General features: G+C 67.3%; 3 protein-coding genes. 2 read left to right on the top strand and 1 reads right to left on the bottom strand.

Features of this window, described 5'->3' with window-relative positions; genetic code table 11:
• Positions 1 to 498 (top strand): ribosome small subunit-dependent GTPase A (rsgA, locus tag GF405_05210; GenBank protein ID MBD3367556.1); only part of this gene is annotated, 498 nt, incomplete at its 5' end.
• Positions 499 to 515: 17 nt separating this feature from the next.
• Positions 516 to 1736, top strand: a complete 1221-nt coding sequence (locus GF405_05205; protein MBD3367555.1) for a hypothetical protein — start codon at positions 516 to 518, stop codon at positions 1734 to 1736.
• A 157-nt stretch (positions 1737 to 1893) separates the two neighbouring features.
• Here GF405_05205 and GF405_05200 read toward each other — a convergent pair whose 3' ends face one another.
• Entirely contained in the window at positions 1894 to 3024 is a 1131-nt protein-coding gene (locus tag GF405_05200; GenBank protein ID MBD3367554.1) for a PDZ domain-containing protein, read from the bottom strand.
• Positions 3025 to 3151 lie beyond the last annotated feature (127 nt).

Genomic DNA, 3151 nt, shown 5'->3' with positions numbered 1-3151 from the left:
GCGCCCTATGAGGCGGCGGGCTACACTGTGCTGCCGACCTGCGCGATCAGCGGCGACGGGGTCGAGGAACTCCGGCATGAGCTTGCGGGGCGGTTCTCGGTGCTGGCCGGCCCGAGCGGGGCCGGTAAGAGCTCGCTTCTGAACGCTGTCGAGCCCGGCCTCGGGCTCAGGGTACGCAGCGTCAGCCGGAAGACGGGAAAGGGAAAGCACACGACGACGAACGTCCATATCTTCCCGCTGGACGAGAAGACGTTCGTCGCCGACACGCCCGGGTTCCGGGAGCTCGGCTTCTGGAGGATCGAACCGGAGGAGCTGCCGTCGCTCTTCCCGGAGTTTCTGGAGTACGTGGGCGAGTGCCGCTTCACGAGCTGCCGGCACGTGCCGGAGCCCGGGTGCGCCGTCAAGGAGGCGGTCGAGGCCGGCGAGATCGACCCGGGACGGTACGAGAGCTACCGGCGGCTTCTCGAGGAGGTCGAGGAGAACGCCAGACGACGATAGACGGAGGGGACGTCGAGATGCAGTGTCTGATCTACGAGGCTGAAGGCAGCGACCGATTCGGTCCGCTGACCACGCTGAGACCGGTGTTCGACCTGCGGGTCGGAGGACTCACGCTGGCACAGAAGGTGACGCTCCGGCGGCCGGACTGGCAGGTCGGCTATCTGCCGCGTCCAGAGCTGCGGGAGGTCGTCGCGGAGGCGAGGCCCGGGGCCGGGTATGCCGACCTCGACGACGGGCCGACATGCGTCATGCTGGCCAATGTGCTCGCCGACGACTGCCTGCTGGCCTCTCTGGCTGACGTGCGACCCGATACGCTCCTGACCTCCGGAGGGCTGGCGGTCGGGGCGCTCCTGAAAGAGCCGGTGCGCGGACGCCTCGAGGCGTTGGCCGGCGGGGCGGGGCTTCAGGACCTGGATCTCGACGGGAGTGAGGAGGTGCCGGCGCGCGTCGTGGGCCGTCCCTGGGAGCTCGTCCGACTGGCCGAGGAGGAGATCGAGTCCGACATCAGACTCCTCGTCGGTTCGGGCGGGCGTGAAGGGAAGGTGGCGAAGGAGGCAGTCGTCGTCAGGCTGGCGGGCCTCTCGATGGAGGAGGGGAGCTCGATCGCTCCCGGCGCCGTCATCGACGCGAGCGGCGGCCCCGTTCACCTGGCACGAGGCGCGACCGTCATGGCGAACGCCTACATTCAGGGCCCGGCCTTCATCGGCGAGGGGTCGACCGTCAAGGTCGGCGCGAAGATCTACGAGGGCACCGTCATCGGTCCGGGTTCGAAGGTCGGGGGAGAGGTCGAGTGCTCGACCATCCTCGGGTGGTCTAACAAGCAGCACGACGGATTTCTCGGGCACGCGTACGTCGGTCACTGGGTCAACCTGGGCGCCGGGACCGACAACAGCGACCTCAAGAACACGTACGGGACCGTTACGGTCGTCATGGGCGGCGAGACGATCGACACCGGCTCGCGGTTCGTCGGCGCGTTCATCGGCGACCACTCGAAGACCGCCATCGGCACGAAGCTCAATACCGGCACGACCGTCGGGGTCTTCTCCAACCTCGCCGTGGACGGTTTCCCCCCGAAGGAGGTCCGGCCCTTCACCTGGGCCACCGGAGCGGGTGTCGCCGACCACGACATCGAGCGCGCCCTCGAGACGGCGCGCGTCGTGATGGGGCGGCGCGGACAAGAGCTCTCGCCGGCGATGGAGCGGCTCGTCAGGACGGTTTACGGGACGACGGTCTCCTGACGTCGTGCGTCCGTGAAGCGGGGGGCGGGGTTTCGGACGACATGTCAAGCGGCCGGTGGAGCCTCCACACAAAGGCCGGGCCCCCCGCCGTGAGCTGGAAGGCAGGGGGCCCTGAAAGCGGAGAGATCGCGGCTCTCCGCGCCTGACGTGTCTGCTGTCAGTCCCGGTTCCTCATCTCGCGAAGCTCCTCCTTGAGCTCCTCGAGTTCGTCCTTGAGCTTCTCGAGCTCCTCCTCGAGCATCTCACGCTGTTCCTCGGAGAGGTCCTGCAGCATCAGCTGCCGCGTGTGCTCGTCCGTGGCTCCCTGCATCATCATCAGCTTGTGCCTGAGCTCCTCGCCGGTGACCTCGGGATGCTCGATGGTGGCGGTGACCTCCATCTCCCGGCCCTTTCGGACGATCCCTATCGGCGTGGGCTCCCCAGACTCCGTGCCGGCGATGGCCTTGACCAGCGTCGCGGTGTTCGTCACGCGCTCGTCGCCGATCCGGATGATGACATCGCCGGCCTTGATGCCCGCCTTGTCGGCCGGCCCGTCCTCGACCACGTCCTCGACCAGGACACCCTTGCCGTCGGGAACCTCGAAATACTCGGCCAGACCGCCGCCGATGTCCTCGACGTAGACGCCGAGCTTGCCCCTCCGGGCCAGGCCGGCAATGCCGAGTTCGATCTCGGGGATCTTCATCTCGTTCAGTGCTTCGAGGAACTCGAGGCTGATCTCTCCCATATCGATCGGGTTGATCCAGACCATCTCCTCGGCCTCGCGTTCACCGAGCGTCGCGATGAGCGTCGTCTCGACGCCGTCCCTGAGGACGGTGACCTCGACGCTCTCGCCGGGCTTCCTGTCCCTGACCGTCTTCACGAGCGCCGTAACATCGGTCGCCTTCTCGCCGGCGAACGTGAGGATAACGTCGCCCTTCATGAGGCCGGCCGCCTCGGCGGGGCTGTCCTCATAGATCTCGTTGATGAGGATGCCCTCGACGTCCTCGTCGAGGTCCAGGGCCTCCATCATGTCCGCGTCGAGCTCCTGGATGCCGACACCGAGCCACGCGTGCGACTCGCCGGCCTTGACGACCTTGATCTCCTTCCTGGTGTGCTCGTCCTTCGCGGGCGCGGCCTGAACGTACATGGTGCCGTCGACCTCTTCCGCCGTGATGACGAGGGTCTCGCCGCGGCCCTTCTCAGGCGTCTCCAGAACGACCGTCCCGTCTGACTGAGCGAACGAGGGGACGGCGAGGAGGGCGAGCACCGGCATCACCAGCGCTGCGACTCTGAGTTTCCGACACATCATCGGTCACCTCCTGTCCGGTAGAACCGTTGATTCCCCCCGCCAGAAGAGCTCGGCCGCGAGACCGGCTCGATGGATGCTGGGTGCTTCAGCCGGCCCGCGCTCGCCGGCGGGTTCCATCATTGCTCTC

It is taken from the genome of Candidatus Effluviviaceae Genus V sp. (genome assembly GCA_014728125.1).
Taxonomy (GTDB): Bacteria; Joyebacterota; Joyebacteria; order Joyebacterales; family Joyebacteraceae; genus WJMD01.
The sequence above is the reverse complement of the archived record's forward strand: the minus strand, read 5'-3'. Positions and strand labels throughout refer to the sequence as shown.